Here is a 16,216-nt window from a genome sequence, read left to right as displayed (position 1 = left end):
CCTAGTACTCGAACGCCACGTTCAGGCCCACCGTGCGGCCGGCGTCGACCTGCGCGAAGTTGCCCAGCGGGCCGCCGGAGAAGCCGTAGGTGCGGTAGCGCTTGTCGGTGAGGTTGTTGGCGTACAGCGTGGCCTCGACCTGGGGCCGGATGCGCCATGCCACGCTGAGGTCGATCAAGGTGTAGGCCTCTTGCCGCAGATCGTTGCCGATGTCGAAGAACTGCGATCCGATCCGGCGCACCGCCAGCGCGGGCGACAGCCGGCCGATGCCCGTGTCGAAGTTGCCCTGCGCCTTCGCGGTCAGGCCGTAGCTCGGCGAGAACGGCACGCGGTTGCCCGCGCAGCCGGCGCAGACGGCGTCGCTGTTGAAGCCGCGGAACTCGGCGCGGTCGATGAAGCCGTCCAGCCCCACCGTCCATTGCGGCGTCACGTCCCAGCTCGCCTCGAACTCGATGCCGGTCGAGCGCGTCTTGCCCACGTTCTCCAGGTGCTGGTAGCCGACCTGGTCGCTGACGTAGAGCTGGGCGTCGCGCACGTCGATGCGATAGACGGACGTGGAAAGCCGCAGCGTGTCGCCGTCATAGCGCGCGCCGGCTTCGTAGCTCACGCCTTTTTCCTTGCCGTAGGGCTGGGCGTCGGCCGGGCTGGACGGCGCCAGGTTGTAGCCGCCGGGCTTATAGCCCTGCGCCGCGCTGGCATAGACGCGCCATTCCGGCGACAGGCGGTAGCCCGCCGACAGTTTGCCCAGCACGCTGCTGCCGGAGGTGGAATCGGCGCCGCCGAACGCATCCTGGCCAAAGGTCGCGAAGTTCAGCGCCGTGCCGTCATAGCGCGTGGAGGCCTTGTCGCGCGAATAGCGCAGGCCGGCCGACAGGTCGAACGCCTCCGTGACGTGCCACGTCGCGTCGGCATAGGCGGCGATCGATTCGCTGGTGTTGTCGGATTCGGTGTTCAGCGCGTCGATCTGCATCGGCGCCTGCAATTGATTGATATAGGTGCGCGACTGCGTGACCCGCTGGCGGTACAGGCCCAGCACGCCGTCCACGCGGCGCTTGCCGGTGGTCGACAGGCGCAATTCCTGGACCTGCTGGCGCCAGCGCTCGGGCTGATAGGAGTAGTACGGGCCGATAGGGTAGTGGCGGTCGTAGTGCAGGTTCTGCCATGCGGCCACCGCGTTCAGGCGCCAGCCGTCGAAGTCGTACTGGCCGGTCAGCGACTGGCTGCCGCCGCAGCGCTTCTGGTAGAAGTCGGCCAGCGAAGCCGGCATGCCTGGCGCGATATAGGCCTGCGTGCTGTGGATGTCGTCGAAGGGCACGTAGGCATCCTGGCTGGCGCGCGTGCATTCGCCGCTGACCGCCAGTCCCAGTTCCCACGGGCTGCCGGCGGGCGCCAGGCGCAGGCGCGCCGCGCCCGCGGTGGCCGAGGTTCCGCCCACGCCGTCGGCGCCCGTCACCGGATTGTCCAGGCGGCCGGGGGCGTCGTTCACCGCGGCGGTCACCGACCCGTACAGCAGGTTCTCGACCAGCGGCCCGCCGCCGGTCGCCTTGAACAGATAGCCGTCGCGGCTGGCCACGCCCGCGCTGGCGCGGAAATAGGGCTCGTCGCCCGGTTGCCGCGACACGATGTTCAGCACTCCGCCCATGGCGCTCTTGCCATACAGCGTGCCCTGGGGGCCTTTCAGCAGTTCGACGCGATCCACGTCCGTCAGCAGTTGCGACGTGAAGGTCGGCAACTGCGGCACGCCGTCCACATACACCGTCAGCGCGGGGTTGTAGAAGTCCTGCGCGGACGTGACGCCGCGCACCGATACGATGGGGAACAGGAAGGAGCCGCTGCTGGAGAGCTGCACGCCCGGCAGCACGCGCGACAACTGCATCGTGCCGTCCACCTGCGCCGCGCGCAGCGCGTCGGCGGGGACGACGACCGCGGCGCCGTTGATGTCGCGCAGCGCCTGATCCTGCTTGCTGGCCGTGACGGTGATCGGCGCCAGTTCGCTGACGGGCTGGGCGGCGGCGGGGGCGGCAAGCGCGCAGAGCGCGGCTGCCAGCGCGGTCTGGCGGAGGGGGAATGAAATCGTCATGTCGTCGGGCTGGGCTTTTGGGTAGAATTATTAATGAGAATTATTGTTATTGAAGCGACGGGCGGCTAACGGTTTCCGTGCCGCCGTTGTTCAAATCGGGGTCTAAATTTGGATATCGCCACCGGGGCGCCGCCCGCGGCCGATGGATTGCTGCACGTATCCGGCCACCCGCTGCTGCCGGCCGTGTCCATTCCGCCCGAGTGGGCGGCGCTGGTGCGGCTGGAGGAATTCGACGGCGAACTGGCCCTGTCGGCCTGGAGTGGCGCGCCCGGCGTCGGCCTGGACGTCCATGCGGAAGGCCCGCCCATGTTCTGCATCGCCGTGTTCGTCGAGGGCCAGGCCTGCATGTCGATCGAGGGCGGCGAACCCCTCCGGGTCGGGCCCGGAATGGCCGTGGTGCAGACGGGCGATCGGGGCGCTCGCGGTCATTTTCAGATGAATGGCGGGCAGACTGTCCGCCTGCTGGACATCCGTTACACACCCGCCGGACTGCTGCGCGCGGGCGGCCGGCCATTGGCGGCGCTGCGCGGCGCCTTCGTGCTGGACCGCAGCGTGCCGGCCACCGGAGCGCTGATGGCGGGCTTTCCCGCCCCCGCCGCGCTGCTGCGCCTGGCCACCGATGTGTTGGAATGCCGCTACACTGCTCCCGCGACACGCCGGCTGTACATGCGGGCGAAGGCCCTGGAAGCGCTGGCCATCGTGCTGGAAACCATGAATGGCGCGGCCGACGGGCCTCCGGTGGCGCCTCGCGAGCGGCGCCAACTGGCCCAGGCCAGGCGCTTGATCGAGGCCCGCTACGGAGAGGAATGGACGGTCTTGCGCCTGGCGCGCGAAGTGGGCCTGAGCGAAAAAAAGCTCAAGGCGGGCTTCCGGCAAGTGGCCGGACGTTCAGTCCACGCCTATCTCCGGGAGGTCCGCCTGGAGGCCGCGGCGTCCATGCTGGAGGCCGGTTACAGCGTCACGGAGACCGCCCTGGCGACCGGATTTGCCAATCTCAGCCATTTCAGCAAGAGCTTCCGCCAGGCCCGCGGAGTCGCCCCCCGGAACTGGGTTGACCGTCCCGGAGCCCTCCTGCGCTAAAATTAAGTTATCCACAGCAATCCGGGCCTGGTACTGCCCTCATAAGTATCGAATCCAGAATGCGCCGCGCGGCCTGAAAGGCAGGGCGCGATTGCGCGTGCTCAAGATTGTCCCGATGCATATGTAGTGCAGTGCGTGTAGCACTCTCGTTTTGTTCTTTTTTATTGGTCCCGGTATCTGCCTAACCCTGATGACTGAATCCACTCAACCTGTAGCACCCGCCGCTGAAGCCCCCGCGCCGACGTTCGCCGATTTCGGGCTGCACCCCCTGCTGTTGCAGTCCATCGCCGAAACCGGCTACACCACTCCCACGCCCATCCAGGCCCAGGCCATCCCCGTCGTGGTGGAAGGCCGCGACGTCATGGGCGCCGCGCAGACCGGCACGGGCAAGACGGCGGCTTTCACGCTGCCCATCCTGCACCGCCTCATGCCGCTGGCCAACACCAGCGCATCGCCCGCGCGCCATCCGGTGCGCGCGCTGATCCTCACGCCCACGCGCGAACTCGCGGACCAGGTATACGAAAGCGTCAAGCGCTACAGCAAGCAGACGCCGCTGCGTTCCGCGGTGGTGTTCGGCGGCGTGGATATCGGCCCGCAGAAAGAAGCGCTGCGCCGCGGATGCGAAATCCTGGTGGCCACGCCCGGCCGCCTGCTCGACCACGTCGAACAGAAGAACGTGAACCTGAGCCAGGTCGGCATCCTGGTGCTCGACGAAGCGGACCGCATGCTGGACATGGGCTTTTTGCCCGATCTCGAGCGCATCATCCGCCTGCTGCCCGCGCAGCGGCAGGGCCTGCTGTTCTCGGCCACCTTCAGCAACGAAATCCGCAAGCTCGGCCGTTCGTACCTGAACCACCCCATCGAAATCGAAGTCGCGGCGCGCAACGCCACCGCGGCGACGATCACGCAGATTGCCTACAAGATGCCCAGCGACGCCAAGCGCGCCGCCGTCGTGCACCTGGTGAAGTCGCGCGGCCTGAACCAGGTCATCGTGTTCTCCAATACCAAGATCGGCACGGCGCGCCTGGCACGCGAACTGGAGCGCGACGGCGTCAAGGCCGAATCGATCCACGGCGACAAGACCCAGGCCGACCGCATGAAGGCGCTGGAAGCCTTCAAGGCCGGCGAACTGGAAGTGCTGGTGGCCACCGACGTGGCCGCGCGCGGCCTGGACGTGGCCGGCGTGCCCTGCGTGATCAACTACGACCTGCCGTACAACGCCGAAGACTACGTGCACCGCATCGGCCGCACCGGCCGCGCGGGCGCATCGGGCGAGGCCATCGCCCTGTTCACGGCCGACGAAGAGCGCTACCTGCTCGACATCGAAAAACTCATCAAGCGCGAAGTGCCGCGCGGCACCCTGGACGTGCCGGCCGACCTGGTCGCGCGCAGCCACCGCCGCAGCGACGAGCGCCGCGGCGCGGCGCCGGCGCGCGAAGGCCGGGGCGATCGCGGCGATCGCGGCCGTCCGGCCGACCGCCGGTCCGGCTACGCTTCCGGCGCGCCGCGCCAGCCCGTGGACGACTTCTTCCTGAAGCCCTACGAACCCTCGGCCTCGTCCGCCCAGGCCGACGCGCCCGCGTCCAAGCCCAATGGCGGTTCGTCCGCGCCGAAGCGGCAGATCGCCGTCCTGCTGGGCGGCAGCCGCAAGCCCTGAAGCCTGGCGCCGCCCAATGAAAAACCGCAAGGTCCGAAGGCCTTGCGGTTTTTTTTTTCGGCGGGACGGATCAGGAGGCCAGCAGCCGCGGCAGGTCCGGCAATGCCGTGCTGACCGCGGCGCTGTGTTCGTCCAGGCTTTCCAGCAGGCGTTCCAGGTGGCCGATGTGCGGCAGCATCGGCCCGTAGAACACCACGCGCGGGCCGATCTGCACCAGCAGGGTGGGGAAGTTCTCGACGTCTTCCTCGCCCAGCAATTCGGCATGGTCTTCGATGTCGATCCACGCGAAGACGTGCTGCGGCATGGCCTCGGCCAGCGCCTGCAATTTGGGCTTGTATTGTTCGCAGGTATCGCACCACGCCGCGCAGAAACAGGCGACCAGCCAGGTGTCGGGCGACGAGCCCAGGCGCGCGCGCAGGGCGGCCCGGTCGGTATCGGGTACAAGTAGAGGCATGTGGGCAGATCGGGGCGTGTTTGACTATCATACCCGGGATGCCCACCCCCTCATTTCCTCCGCCATGACCGTTATGCGCACCGATTCCGCCACGCCCGAGCCCGGCCGCCTTTCCAGCGCCGGCGCGGGCGCCGCCAACGTGGGGCAGGCGTTCAAGCGCGCGCTGGTCTCCCAGTGCCATCCCACGATGCTGTTCGCGGTGCTGCTGCCGTTCCTGATCGCGCTGGCGGGCTGCCTGCTGCTGCTCTACCTGTTCTGGACGCCGCTGAACGATTGGCTGGCGGCCGAGGCGGCGCGCTGGGACTTCGTGAACCGCGCGGAAGACTGGATGCTCGCGATGGGGCTGTTCTCGCTCAAGGTCTATCTGGTTCCCATCATCGCGGTGGCCATCCTGTTGCCCGTATCGGGCATCCTGGGCTTGGCGATCGCCGCCGTCTTCGTGATGCCGCTGGTGCTGCGCCACGTCGGGCAGCGCGAATACGCCGGCATCGCGCGGCAGGGCAAGCACGCCACCGCGGTCAGCGTGTGGAACGCCGTCTGGGTGTCCGCGGCATTCGCCGCCGGCTGGCTGCTGACGCTGCCGCTGTGGCTGGTGCCGCCCATGGCGGTGGTGCTGTCGATCTTCTGGTGGGCGTTCGCGTTCTCGCGCATGATGCGGGTGGACGCCATCGTCGAACATGCCAGCCCCGCCGAACGCAAGCTCATCCTGGAACGGAACAACGGCGGCTTCTGGACCATCGGCCTGATCTGCTCGCTCTTGAACCTGTTGCCGCCCGCGTGGGTCGTCCTGCCGGTATTCTCGGCCCTGGTCTACGCGCACTACGGACTGGAAGCGCTCAAGCGCTTGCGCCAGGACCGCGTCATCGACGTCTGACCGGCGTCATCCCACTCAACTTCTGGAATCGGACATGGCCGCAGAATCCGCCGCCCGCCGCATCGGCCTCATCATCGTCGGGGACGAAATCCTCTCGGGCCGCCGTCAGGACAAGCATTTTTCCAAGGTCGTCGAGCTTTTGAGCGCGCGCGGCATGCAACTGGGCTGGGCCGAGATCCTGCCCGACGACCGCGATACGCTGGTGGCCGCCTACCGGCGCAGTTTCGCCTCGGGCGACGTGGTGTTCTCTTGCGGCGGCATCGGCGGCACGCCGGACGACCATACCCGGCAGGCCGCCGCCGCCGCCCTCGGCTTGCCCCTGGCCCTGCACCCCGAAGCCGAACGGGCCATTGCGCAGCGCACGGCCGAGATGGCCGCGAAAGGGCAGGGCACGGCCGACATGAGCGCGCCCGAGAACCAGCAGCGCCTGCAGATGGGCGTGTTCCCGGAAGGGTGCGAAATCGTGCCGAACCCCTACAACCGGATTCCGGGCTTCTTCATCCAGGACCACACCTTCGTGCCGGGCTTTCCCGTCATGGCGTGGCCGATGCTGGAATGGACGCTCGACACCCGCTATCGTGCGCTGCAACATGCGCGGGTCCACACGGAGCATTCCTTTCTGGTCTTCAGCATGCCCGAATCGCGCATCACGCCGGCCATGGTCAGCGTGGAAACGCGCTGGCCCGGCGTGCGGGCCTTCAGCCTGCCCAGCGTCGGCGAGGCGGGCGGGACGCCCCATATCGAACTGGGCGTGAAGGGCGAACCCGAGGGGGCGGCCGCCGCCCTGGAGTTCCTGCGGGCCGAGGTGTTGCGCCTGGGAGGGAAGCTGGCGCCGCCGCCTGCCGCTTGAGGTCGGTGCCAATAAACAGGGGGCGACCCTGTTTTATTGGTTAAAAACCCATTGCCAAATGGGCCGGTAAATTTCACAATACGGGAAAGAACTGTTTGCTGCGTTGCCGCAAGGCCGGTTCCTCCGGTCCAGCGGTGCTAGCCCACATCGATCCCATGGCCCGTCTCTCGACTCCCCGCAATCCCCTGGACGCTGAAACCGAAGGCGCTTCCGCCCATCCCATCGCCATCCAGGTGATTGAGCGCGCCATGCGCCTGCTCGACGCCCTGGCCGCGCAGCCGGATCCCGTGACGCTCAAGGAATTGTCCGCCACCACCGGCCTGCATGCGTCCACGGCGCACCGCATCCTGAACGACCTGGTCGTGGGCCGCTACGTCGAGCGCGTCGACAACGGCCTGTACCAACTGGGCATGCGCCTGCTGGAGCTGGGCTCGCTGGTCAAGGGGCGGCTGAACGTGCGCGAGGCGGCCATCTCCGCCATGCGCTCGCTGCACAAGCTGACGGGGCAGACTATCAACCTGTCGGTGCAGCAGGGCGACGAGATCGTCTACATCGACCGGGCCTGGAGCGAGCGTTCGGGCATGCAGGTGGTGCGCGCCATCGGCGGCCGCGCCCCGTTGCACCTGACTTCCACCGGCAAGCTGTTCCTGTCCACCGGCGACGCGCGGCAGGTCCGGGCCTATGCTCTGCGCACCGGCCTGGCCGGGCACACGCGCAACAGCCTCACCGACCTGGACCGCCTGGAACGCGAACTGGCGCTGGTGCGCCGCCATGGCTATGCGCGCGACAACGAAGAACTCGAACTCGGCGTGCGCTGTATCGCCGCGGGCATCTTCGACGACACCGGCAAGCTGGTGGCGGGCTTGTCCATCTCGGCCCCGGCCGAGCGCCTGCAGGACGAGTGGATCAAGGCGCTGGTCGACACCGCCGCCAGCATTTCGGAAGCGCTGGGCTACGAACCCTCGGTGTCGTCCACGGGTTTCAACGGCCTGGGCATGGCGGCGGAAGCGCTGCGCCCTTGAGCCTCGCGCAATGGCGGGAGTTGCGGGGCCAGGTGTCTGACACCCCCGAGACGTCCGCGCAGGCTGAGGCCCGTCTCCCACGGGTGTCAGACACCCATGAAGAAGCATTTCCATCGCCAGGTGTCTGACACCCCTGAGACGTCCGTGCAGGCTGAAGCCCGTCTCCCACGGGTGTCTGACACCCGTGAAGAAGCCTTTCCATCGCCAGGTGTCTGACACCCCTGAGACGTCCGTGCAGGCTGAAGCCCGTCTCCCACGGGTGTCAGACACCCGTGAAGAGCGGGCGCCACGCGCCAGGTGTCTGACATCCCAGAGACGTCCGCGCAGGCTGAAGCCCGTTTCCCACGGGTGTCAGACACCCGTGAAGAAGCATTCCCATCGCCAGGTGTCTGACACCCCCGAGACGTCCGCGCAGGCTGAAGCCCGTCTCCCACGGGTGTCAGACACCCGTGAAGAAGCATTCCCATCGCCAGGTGTCTGACACCCCCGAGACGTCCGCGCAGACTGAAGCCCGTCTCCCACGGGTGTCAGACACCCGTGAAGAAGCATTCCCATCGCCAGGTGTCTGACACCCCCGAGACATCCGCGCAGACTGAAGCCCGTCTCCCACGGGTGTCAGACACCCATGAAGAAGCATTCCCATCGCCAAGTGTCAGACACCCCCGTGAAGAGCGGGCGCCACGCACCCGCGACATCCCCCCGGCGCACCAAAACAAAAAAGCCCCTTGCGGGGCTTTTCTTCATTCAGCGGCTTTATTGTTGCTCGACGCCGGCCTTCTTGAACAGCTCGGCCCATTGCGGGACCTGCTGCTTGACCTTGGCTTCCAGGGCTTGCGGATTGGCTTCAGCCGTGAGCACGGTCGCGCCCAACTGCTTCATGCGTTCCTGGAACTTGGGGTCGGCCAGGCCGGCCTGCAGGCTCTTGACCAGCTTGTCCACCACGGGCTTGGGCGTGCCCTTCGGCACCCACATGCCATGCCAGATACCCACTTCGAAGCCCTTGTAGCCGGATTCGTCCATGGTCGGCAGCTTGGGCAGCGTGGGGACGCGCTTGAGGCTGGTGACAGCGTACGCCTTCACCTTGCCGCTGTCGATCTGCTGCGTGGTGTTGGTGGTCTGGTCGCAGAGCAGGTCCACCTGCTTGCCCAGCAGGTCGTTCATGGCCGGGGCAGTGCCCTTGTAGGGAATGGTCAGCAGTTGCACGCCCAGCGCCTCGACCAGCATGGTGCCGCACAGGTGGCTGGCGGCGCCGATGCCGGCGTTGGCCAGGGACACCTTGTCCTTGTTCTGTTTGACATACTCGGCCAGTTCCTGGATGGTGTTGGGCGGGAAATCCGAGCGCGCGACGATGGTCATCGGCACGTCGACCACCAGGCCGATGGGCTCGAAGCTCTTGTAGGGGTCATACCCGGGGTTCTTGTACAGCGACGGCGCCGTCGAGAAGCCGGCGTGCATCAGCAGGACGGAATAGCCGTCGGGCTGCGCGCGCGCCACCTGGGTGGTGCCGATCGTGCCGCCGGCGCCGCCCTTGTTTTCGACCACGACTGTCTGGCCCAGAGACGGCCGCATGGCTTCCGCCAGCGAGCGCGCGACGTTGTCCGTCGGGCCGCCTGCGGCGAACGGCACCACCATATTGATGGGGCGATCCGGATAGTCCGCCTGGGCGGCGCCGGCGGCGAGCATGGTGCTTGCCGCGAGCAGGGCCGTAAGCGTGCGGGGAATGAGGGTCATGGAGTCTCCAGTTGCAGGGTTTTGCTTGCTGCGATTTAGTTATTGCCGGGTGACTTATCGGTTGTCTTTATCTGTCATCAGCATGAAAGCAGTGTAGAAAAGAATTGATACGCCGTCACGTCCGGTATTTCCCCAACCATGAAACATTTGTGCGGCGTCAAATCCCGGCGCGGCGTGCACCGTCAAAGTGCAATCATATGTTGCGCCGCACAAAAACTCCTTGACAAGTTTTTTTCCCAGCCTAGAATGTCAATTGTGCAGTGCATCAAACGAGCCGGCGGTAGCTTGTAGTACCAGTTTCCGCGCACGTTTACTTATTTCGTCGCAGACACCCATCCTTATTCGCCGGAACCCCCCGGCTACCCATCGAGGAGCATTCTATGAGCGCCATTCCGCAACAAGTCCTGGACCGTCAAAAGGCCGGCATCAATACTCTCGTGGCCGCCCAATCGGCCGTGTTCGCCGGCTTCGAAAAGCTGGTCGAACTGAACCTGAAGGTCGTGAAGGCCACCCTGGACGAAGTCGCCCAGAAATCGCAGCAAGCCACCGAACTGAAGGACGCGCAGGAAGCCGCCGTGTTCGCGTCGGGCCTGCTGCAGCCGGGCGCCGAAAAGGCCATGGCCTACACCAAGCATGTGTACGACATCGTTGCCGGCGTGCAAGGCAACCTGGTCAAGCTGACCGAAGAACAGATCGCCGAAAGCCAGCAGCAGTTGAGCGACGTCGTCGACCAGTTCTCGAAGAACGCCCCGACCGGTTCCGAAAGCGCCGTTGCCCTGATCAAGTCGTCGCTGGCCACCGCGACCAGCGCCTACGATTCGATGACCAAGGCCGCCAAGCAGGCCGCCGAAGTCGCCGAGTCGAACCTGAATGCCGCCGCCAACGCGACCTTCAAGGCCGCTTCGGACGCCGCCGACGCCGCGACCAAGGTCGCCAGCCGCAGCCGCCGCAGCGCCTAAGTATTTGGCGCGCCATGGTGCGCAAACCGCAGTAATGTAGTACTGTTGAGTGACAGAGCAGAGCTGGAATTAGGGCCACCCGACGGGTGGCCCCTTTTTTTGCCTGTTTTCAGCGGGCTTCTGCCTCAGTGTCTGACACCCGTACGGGATGGCCTTGGATCCAAAGCATCTCTTCCCGGGTGTCTGACACCGACTGAGTTTGACGGCCGGTGTCAGACACCCGCGGAACATCGCTACAGCTTATAGGCCATCCCGTACGGGTGTCAGACACTCGAACGCATATTCACCCGGCGACCGCCCGCACGCATTCGCCCACCAGCGCGGGGCCGCGGTAGATCAGCCCGGTATAGAGCTGGACCGCGTCGGCGCCGGCTTCCATCTTCTCGCGGGCCTGCTTGCCCGACAGCACGCCGCCCACGCCGATGATGGCCAGGCTGCTGCCCAACTGTTCCTTCAGCCGGCGGATCACCGCCAGCGACAATTCATGCACCGGCGCGCCGGACAGGCCGCCCGCCTCGTCGGCATGCGCCTGGCCCGCGACGGCGTCGCGCGACAACGTGGTGTTGGTGGCGATGACGCCGTCGATGCCGTGGCGCGGCAGCGTGTCGGCGATCGCGTCGATCTGTTCCCGCGTGAGGTCCGGGGCGATCTTCACCGCCATCGGCACGCGGCGCTGATGCCGGTCTTCCAGGGCGCGGCGCTTGTCCGCGAGCTGCGCCAGCAGCGCGGACAGTTCGTCGCCGCCCTGCAGCGCGCGCAGGTTCTTGGTGTTGGGCGACGAGATGTTCACCGTCACGTAATCGGCTTGCGGGTACACGCCTTCCAGCCCGATCAGGTAGTCGTCCGCGGCGCGTTCGATCGGCGTGTCCGCGTTCTTGCCGATGTTCAGCCCGAGTATCCCGCCCTGGGTGCGCCAGGCGCTGCGCTGCACGTTGGCCAGGAAGGCGTCCAGTCCCTGGTTGTTGAAGCCCAGCCGGTTGATGAGCGCGTTGGCGCGCGGCAGCCGGAACATGCGCGGCTTCGGATTGCCGGGCTGCGCGCGCGGAGTGACCGTGCCCACTTCGATAAAGCCGAATCCCAGATTGCCCAGCGCGTCGATATAGGCGCCGTTCTTGTCCAGCCCCGCGGCCAGCCCGATCGGGTTGGCCATCTGCATCCCCATCAGCGTGCAAGGCGCCTTGGGCTGCGCGTGCAGCAGCTTGCGCGTGGCGCCGCATTCATAGGCGCGCTGCAGCCCCGCCAAAGTGACTTCGTGGGCGGTTTCCGCGTCCATGGCGAACAGCGCCGGGCGGGCCAGGGGATAGGCGTGGAAGAGGATAGACATGGGGCGGAATTGTAGAGCGAATTTCGGCGGCCTTGCGCCCGCCGGGCGCGGCCGGCGGTCCCGCGGAGGCCGGGATCAGGCGGCGGGCGGCTCCGGCTGGTCGCGCCAGGCGCCGTCGACCAGGAACTGGGCGGGGTGGAAGCTCGACTTATAGGACATCTTGCGGCTGTCGGCGATCCAGTAGCCCAGATACAGCCAGGGCAGGTTGAGCGTTCGGCACTGTTCGACCTGCCACAGGATGCTGTAGGTGCCCAGGCTGCCGGGGACGTCGGGGTCGTAGAAGGTATAGACCGAGGACAGGCCGTCGTCCAGCACGTCGATGATGGACACCATGACCAGGACGCCTTCGGGGCTGCGGAATTCCACGAGCCGGGTGTTGACCCGGCTGGTAAGCAGGAATTGCGCATATTGGGTGCGGCTGTCCTCGTCCATGCCGCCGCCCGGATGCCGGCCTTGCTGGTAGCGCGTGTAGAGCCGGTAGTGCTCGGGCGACCACGCCAGTTCCGCCACGAAGGATTGCAGGTCCTGGTGCGCCCGCCAGGCGCGCCGCTGGCTGCGGTTGGGCGCGAAGCCCGCCGCGTCCACGCGCACCGGGATACAGGCGTGGCAGTTGTCGCAATGGGGGCGGTAGGTGAAGAGCCCGCTGCGGCGGAAGCCTTGCTCCACCAACTGGGAATACGTGCCCGCGTTGATCAGGTGGCCGGGCGCGGCCACCTGCGACCGTGCCTGGCGACCCGGCAGGTAGCTGCAAGGGTAGGGAGCGGTGGCGTAGAACTGTAGGGTGGAGAAGGGAAGTTCTTTGAGCTGGCTCATGGGCGATCCCGGAGGACGGCGGCAGGTCCGTGACGGGATGGCTACATATTAACGCCTAACCCGGCGCCGGACGCGGTCTCGGGATGCAGGCGCCCGGCGCTGTCCAGCGTGCCGCGCGCCCAGGGGACGGCAGTCAGCACCGCGGCGCCGCGGACGTGCCGCAGGAAAGCGGCGCGGGAGATGGGGCGGGCGCCCAGGCTCGCCAGGTGGCGCGTCTGCTGCTGGCAGTCGATGCGCTCCACGCCCTGCGCGGCCAGGTAGCGCACCAGGTAGGCCAGCGCCACCTTGGAGGCATTGGGCGCGCGGGTGAACATGGATTCGCCGAAGAACATCCGGCCGAGGCTGATCCCGTAGAGGCCGCCGGCCAGTTCGCCGTCGATCCACGTTTCGATGCTGTGCACGTAGCCGGACTCGTGCCAGGCGCGATAGGCCTGCTGCATGGCGCCGGTGATCCAGGTGCCCGGCTGGCCGTCGCGCGGCGCGGCGCATCCGGCCATGACCCGCGCAAAGGCGGTGTCCACGCGCACCTGCACGCGCGGCGCGGCGGAAAGCTCCTGGCCGGCGATCTGCCGCAGCAGCTTGCGCAGGGAATGCGAGGGCGCGAAGTCCTCCACCGCCAGCACCATGCGGGGATCGGGGCTCCACCACAGGATGGGCTCGCCTTCGGAATACCACGGGAAAATGCCGTTGGAATACGCCTGGATCAGCCGCGGGATCGACAGGTCCGCGCCCGCCGCCAGCAGGCCGTCGGGATCCGTCAGCGCGAACTCGGCTGGCGGGAAGGGCGTGTCGACGGCAAGCCAGGGAAGCTTCAACGGTGCGATTCTAGGGTGTAGTGATGGGGGCCGAACACGCCGAGCTTGCGGTCTTCGAAATAGTGGCGCAGCGTCGTCGCCACGGTGCGGAAGGCCAGGTCGTCCCAGGGGATTTCGGATTCTTCGTAATAGCGCGCTTCGAGGCTTTCGGGGCCCGGGTCCAGGTCCGGGGACACCGCCTGGGCCAGGTAGAAGACATGGACCTGGTCGATCTGGGGCAGATCGATCATGGTGTAGAGCTCGCCGAGCTGGATATGCGCGCCGGCTTCCTCCAGCGTTTCGCGGGCCGCGCCTTGCGCGGTGCTTTCGCCCAGTTCCATGAAACCGGCGGGCAGCGTCCAGGTGTTGTAGCGCGGTTCGATCGCGCGCCGGCAGAGCAGGACGCGGTTTTCCCAGACCGGCACCGTGCCGACCACCAGCCGCGGGTTCTGGTAATGGATGGCGCCGCAGTGGTCGCAGATGTCGCGTTCGCGGTTGTCGCCCTCGGGAACCCGGCGGTTGATGGGCGAGCCGCATTGGCTGCAGAAACGCGAACGGCGGGGCGCGGGGAAATATTCGATGGGCGATTTTGCGGTCATGGGTACGATTCTAACGGCTGCGGCGGGGACTGGCGCGCCGGCCCGGCACGGCCGGGGACGGAGCGCCGAAACGGTCCTCGAGGTGTTCGACGAAGGACCGCACCTTGGGCGACAGGAAGCGCCGGTGGGGATAAATGGCGTACATGGATATCGGGGTGTGCGCGTAGTCGGCCAGCAGGGTGACCAGCCGCCCGGCTCGGATATCTTCGCCCACCAGGAACTCGGGCTGCAGGATGATGCCGTGCCCGGCCAGCGAGGCCGTGCGCAGGACGTCGCCGTTATTGGCGCGCAACGCGGCGTTCACGCGCACCAGGTGCGTTACCCCGTCTTTCTCGAAATGCCATTCGTTGCCTGTGCTGGCATAGGCGTAGTGCAGGCAGCGATGCTGCTTGAGGTCTTCCGGCGTGCGGGGCGCGCCATGGCGCGCCAGATAGGACGGGGCGGCGCAAACCAGCAATTGCTGGGGCGCCAGCGGCCGCGCGACCAGCGAGGAATCGAGCAGCGGGCCGATGCGCACCGCCACGTCGAAGCCGTCTTCCACCAGGTCGACCACCCGATCGTTGAGGTCCAGGTCGATGACCACGTCGGGGTAGCGTTGCAGGTATTCGGCGATGGCCGGGCCCAGATGCAGGATGCCGAACGACACCGGCGCGCTCACGCGCAGGCGGCCGCTGGGCCGCTGGCCTTCGGCCTGCAGCGACAGCTCCAGGTCCGCCACTTCGGCGAGGATGGGGCGCACCCGTTCATAGAAGGCCCGGCCGGCGTCGGTCATGCTCAGCTTGCGGGTGGTGCGGTTCAGCAGGCGCACGCCGTATTTCTGCTCCAGGTAGGCGATCTGGCGCGTGACCACGGAGCGGGCCTGGCCCATTTTGTCGGCCGCCGCCGCGAACGAGCCCAGCTCCACGACCTTGGCATAGGTCTGCATGGCGGTGTGCGTATCCAAGATTGTTTCCTATCGGGGAACAATAATTTGCAATTCTGCATGTTTATCTTTGTTTTTGGAATCGCAAGAATAGCGTTCCTGAAGAATCTTCCCATCCTGGGCGATTCCACAACCGCTCTAGGAGAGTGCAATGGTTGATACCCGTACCGCGCCCTATGCCGCGCTGTTGCTGCGCGTGGCGCTCGGCGTCATGTTCCTGGCCCACGGCCTGACCAAGCTGCTGGTGTTCACGCTGCCCGGCACCGCCCAGTTCTTCGCCAAGATCGGCTTTGCCGGCTGGCTGGCCTATCCGGTCACCTTCTTCGAAATCGGCGCGGGCGCGATGCTGATCCTGGGGATCGTGCCGCGCTGGGTCGCCGCCATCGCGGTCGTGCAGTTGTTCGTGGCGTCCACCGTGCACTTCGGCAATGGCTGGGGCTTCGGCAATCCGGGCGGCGGCTGGGAATACCCGATCTTCCTGACCGTGGCGGCCGCGGCGTTGGCCCTGCTGGGCGACGGCAAGTTCGCGCTGGTCAAGAGCCGCCGCTGAGCGCCGCGCGCACCCGACTATCCACCGCAACGGGAGTTCCCATGTTCTTGTCCATGCCGTTCCTCAAGCGCGCCGCGGGCGCGGCGCTGCTGGCCCTTGCCGTGTCGCCCGCCGTCCATGCCTCCGCCGGGCAGGAGGCCGCCAACAAGGCGGCCGTGCTGGCCTTCTACGAGAAAGGGCTGAACCAGAAGGATGCGGACGCCGCCCTGAAGTATGTGGGCGACCGTTACGTGCAGCACAACCCGAACGCGGCGGACGGGCCCGAGGGCTTCCGCAAGTTCATCGCCTTTCTGCGCGACAAGTTTCCCAAGTCGCACAGCGAGATCAAGCGCGTCTTCACCGATGGCGACTACGTGATCCTGCATGTGCACGCGGTGCGCGAGCCCGGCTCGCGCGGCAGCGCCATCATCGACATCTTCCGCCTGGAACAGGGCAAGATCGTCGAACACTGGGATGCGGTCCAGCCCATACCCGAACAGTCCGCCAATTCCAACGGCATGTTCTGAA

The 16,216-nt window shown here is 66.8% G+C and carries 16 protein-coding genes; 8 read left to right on the top strand and 8 right to left on the bottom strand.

The genetic code is table 11. The annotated features are described in order from the left end of the window. Position 1: 1 nt before the first annotated feature. Positions 2 to 2,080, bottom strand: a complete 2,079-nt coding sequence (locus tag AVE30378_RS01850; RefSeq protein WP_129239070.1) for a TonB-dependent receptor — start codon at positions 2,078 to 2,080, stop codon at positions 2 to 4. Positions 2,081 to 2,188: 108 nt separating this feature from the next. On the opposite strand from AVE30378_RS01850, the gene AVE30378_RS01845 reads away from it, so the two are divergent. Both AVE30378_RS01845 and AVE30378_RS01840 read left to right on the top strand, forming a co-directional pair. Beyond that, on the top strand, positions 2,189 to 3,160 hold the full coding sequence (locus AVE30378_RS01845) for a helix-turn-helix transcriptional regulator (protein WP_129239069.1): 972 nt from the start codon (positions 2,189 to 2,191) through the stop codon (positions 3,158 to 3,160). Positions 3,161 to 3,350: 190 nt separating this feature from the next. Then, on the top strand, positions 3,351 to 4,817 hold the full coding sequence (locus AVE30378_RS01840) for a DEAD/DEAH box helicase (RefSeq protein ID WP_129239068.1): 1,467 nt from the start codon (positions 3,351 to 3,353) through the stop codon (positions 4,815 to 4,817). 70 nt (positions 4,818 to 4,887) lie between these two features. Here AVE30378_RS01840 and AVE30378_RS01835 read toward each other — a convergent pair whose 3' ends face one another. Next, complete coding sequence (locus AVE30378_RS01835) at positions 4,888 to 5,271, bottom strand: thioredoxin family protein (RefSeq protein ID WP_129239067.1); 384 nt, start codon at positions 5,269 to 5,271, stop codon at positions 4,888 to 4,890. A gap of 64 nt (positions 5,272 to 5,335) precedes the next feature. Between AVE30378_RS01835 and AVE30378_RS01830 the strand changes: the two genes are divergently transcribed. The 3 genes from AVE30378_RS01830 to AVE30378_RS01820 all read left to right on the top strand — a co-directional run bounded on the left by AVE30378_RS01830 (position 5,336) and on the right by AVE30378_RS01820 (position 8,017). Next, positions 5,336 to 6,145, top strand: a complete 810-nt coding sequence (locus AVE30378_RS01830) for an EI24 domain-containing protein (RefSeq protein WP_129239285.1) — start codon at positions 5,336 to 5,338, stop codon at positions 6,143 to 6,145. Positions 6,146 to 6,179: 34 nt separating this feature from the next. Next, positions 6,180 to 6,995: a competence/damage-inducible protein A gene (locus tag AVE30378_RS01825; protein WP_129239066.1), complete on the top strand. Its 816-nt coding sequence runs from the start codon at positions 6,180 to 6,182 to the stop codon at positions 6,993 to 6,995. 155 nt (positions 6,996 to 7,150) lie between these two features. Next, positions 7,151 to 8,017, top strand: coding sequence for an IclR family transcriptional regulator (locus tag AVE30378_RS01820; RefSeq protein ID WP_129239065.1), 867 nt, complete (start codon positions 7,151 to 7,153; stop codon positions 8,015 to 8,017). Positions 8,018 to 8,770: 753 nt separating this feature from the next. Here AVE30378_RS01820 and AVE30378_RS01815 read toward each other — a convergent pair. Then, a complete protein-coding gene (locus AVE30378_RS01815) occupies positions 8,771 to 9,748 on the bottom strand; it encodes a tripartite tricarboxylate transporter substrate binding protein BugD (protein ID WP_129239064.1) in 978 nt (325 codons plus the stop codon). 380 nt (positions 9,749 to 10,128) lie between these two features. On the opposite strand from AVE30378_RS01815, the gene phaP reads away from it, so the two are divergent. Beyond that, complete coding sequence (gene phaP, locus AVE30378_RS01810; RefSeq protein ID WP_129239063.1) at positions 10,129 to 10,707, top strand: TIGR01841 family phasin; 579 nt, start codon at positions 10,129 to 10,131, stop codon at positions 10,705 to 10,707. A gap of 283 nt (positions 10,708 to 10,990) precedes the next feature. Here phaP and AVE30378_RS01805 read toward each other — a convergent pair whose 3' ends face one another. The 5 genes from AVE30378_RS01805 to AVE30378_RS01785 form a co-directional block, all read right to left on the bottom strand. Beyond that, the gene (locus AVE30378_RS01805) at positions 10,991 to 12,031 is read right to left on the bottom strand and encodes a quinone-dependent dihydroorotate dehydrogenase (protein WP_129239062.1); all 1,041 of its coding nucleotides are present in this window, start codon (positions 12,029 to 12,031) and stop codon (positions 10,991 to 10,993) included. A gap of 75 nt (positions 12,032 to 12,106) precedes the next feature. Further along, positions 12,107 to 12,844: an arginyltransferase gene (locus tag AVE30378_RS01800; RefSeq protein ID WP_129239061.1), complete on the bottom strand. Its 738-nt coding sequence runs from the start codon at positions 12,842 to 12,844 to the stop codon at positions 12,107 to 12,109. 41 nt (positions 12,845 to 12,885) lie between these two features. After that, complete coding sequence (aat, locus tag AVE30378_RS01795; RefSeq protein WP_129239060.1) at positions 12,886 to 13,659, bottom strand: leucyl/phenylalanyl-tRNA--protein transferase; 774 nt, start codon at positions 13,657 to 13,659, stop codon at positions 12,886 to 12,888. Then, complete coding sequence (locus AVE30378_RS01790; protein ID WP_129239059.1) at positions 13,656 to 14,237, bottom strand: NUDIX hydrolase; 582 nt, start codon at positions 14,235 to 14,237, stop codon at positions 13,656 to 13,658. Before AVE30378_RS01790 ends, aat begins: the two co-directional genes overlap by 4 nt. 10 nt (positions 14,238 to 14,247) lie before the next feature. Next, on the bottom strand, positions 14,248 to 15,180 hold the full coding sequence (locus AVE30378_RS01785) for a LysR family transcriptional regulator (protein ID WP_165360048.1): 933 nt from the start codon (positions 15,178 to 15,180) through the stop codon (positions 14,248 to 14,250). A gap of 130 nt (positions 15,181 to 15,310) precedes the next feature. Between AVE30378_RS01785 and AVE30378_RS01780 the strand changes: the two genes are divergently transcribed. Both AVE30378_RS01780 and AVE30378_RS01775 read left to right on the top strand, forming a co-directional pair. Beyond that, on the top strand, positions 15,311 to 15,709 hold the full coding sequence (locus AVE30378_RS01780) for a DoxX family protein (protein ID WP_129239058.1): 399 nt from the start codon (positions 15,311 to 15,313) through the stop codon (positions 15,707 to 15,709). Positions 15,710 to 15,750: 41 nt separating this feature from the next. Continuing rightward, positions 15,751 to 16,215: a nuclear transport factor 2 family protein gene (locus tag AVE30378_RS01775; protein ID WP_208742334.1), complete on the top strand. Its 465-nt coding sequence runs from the start codon at positions 15,751 to 15,753 to the stop codon at positions 16,213 to 16,215. Position 16,216 lies beyond the last annotated feature (1 nt).

Source organism: Achromobacter veterisilvae, from assembly GCF_900496975.1.
Lineage (GTDB): Bacteria > Pseudomonadota > Gammaproteobacteria > Burkholderiales > Burkholderiaceae_B > Achromobacter > Achromobacter veterisilvae.
Note: the sequence above shows the minus strand (reverse complement) of the source record. Positions and strands in the feature narration are given on the sequence as shown.

Excerpts from the sequence above, each read along its gene's own strand:
- AVE30378_RS01850 (WP_129239070.1), bottom strand. The coding sequence starts at position 2,080 with ATGACGATTTCATTCCCCCTCCGCCAGACCGCGCTGGCAGCCGCGCTC.
- AVE30378_RS01840 (WP_129239068.1), top strand. The coding sequence starts at position 3,351 with ATGACTGAATCCACTCAACCTGTAGCACCCGCCGCTGAAGCCCCCGCG.
- AVE30378_RS01835 (WP_129239067.1), bottom strand. The coding sequence starts at position 5,271 with ATGCCTCTACTTGTACCCGATACCGACCGGGCCGCCCTGCGCGCGCGC.
- AVE30378_RS01830 (WP_129239285.1), top strand. The coding sequence starts at position 5,336 with ATGACCGTTATGCGCACCGATTCCGCCACGCCCGAGCCCGGCCGCCTT.
- AVE30378_RS01825 (WP_129239066.1), top strand. The coding sequence starts at position 6,180 with ATGGCCGCAGAATCCGCCGCCCGCCGCATCGGCCTCATCATCGTCGGG.
- AVE30378_RS01820 (WP_129239065.1), top strand. The coding sequence starts at position 7,151 with ATGGCCCGTCTCTCGACTCCCCGCAATCCCCTGGACGCTGAAACCGAA.
- AVE30378_RS01815 (WP_129239064.1), bottom strand. The coding sequence starts at position 9,748 with ATGACCCTCATTCCCCGCACGCTTACGGCCCTGCTCGCGGCAAGCACC.
- phaP (WP_129239063.1), top strand. The coding sequence starts at position 10,129 with ATGAGCGCCATTCCGCAACAAGTCCTGGACCGTCAAAAGGCCGGCATC.
- AVE30378_RS01805 (WP_129239062.1), bottom strand. The coding sequence starts at position 12,031 with ATGTCTATCCTCTTCCACGCCTATCCCCTGGCCCGCCCGGCGCTGTTC.
- AVE30378_RS01800 (WP_129239061.1), bottom strand. The coding sequence starts at position 12,844 with ATGAGCCAGCTCAAAGAACTTCCCTTCTCCACCCTACAGTTCTACGCC.
- AVE30378_RS01790 (WP_129239059.1), bottom strand. The coding sequence starts at position 14,237 with ATGACCGCAAAATCGCCCATCGAATATTTCCCCGCGCCCCGCCGTTCG.
- AVE30378_RS01780 (WP_129239058.1), top strand. The coding sequence starts at position 15,311 with ATGGTTGATACCCGTACCGCGCCCTATGCCGCGCTGTTGCTGCGCGTG.
- AVE30378_RS01775 (WP_208742334.1), top strand. The coding sequence starts at position 15,751 with ATGTTCTTGTCCATGCCGTTCCTCAAGCGCGCCGCGGGCGCGGCGCTG.